Annotated in this window: 1 protein-coding gene; it reads right to left on the reverse strand. The window is 68.1% G+C overall.

The features are described from left to right. Positions 1 to 7: 7 nt before the first annotated feature. Positions 8 to 207 (reverse strand): hypothetical protein (locus A1830_RS23230; protein ID WP_231877575.1); only part of this gene is annotated, 200 nt, incomplete at its 5' end.

Here is a 207-nt window from a genome sequence, read left to right on the forward strand (position 1 = left end):
TTGCCGGTTAGTTGTTTGGGCTGTAATACCTGCGATACCGGTGGACAATCCCTGCGGTTGACGGGCGGTCCTCGCGGCAGGCTTTGCCTGGTGCCTTTGGCTCCGACTCCAGGCCTGTCGGCCCGGTCGCGAGCGGGCATCCCTGCCCGCCGCTCCCTGAGTGCAGCATCCCTGCTGCCCTCGCCTGGCCCTCCGTCTGCGCCGCAG

Origin of the sequence: Erwinia sp. ErVv1 (assembly GCF_900068895.1) — a bacterium.
Taxonomy (GTDB): Bacteria; Pseudomonadota; Gammaproteobacteria; order Enterobacterales; family Enterobacteriaceae; genus Erwinia.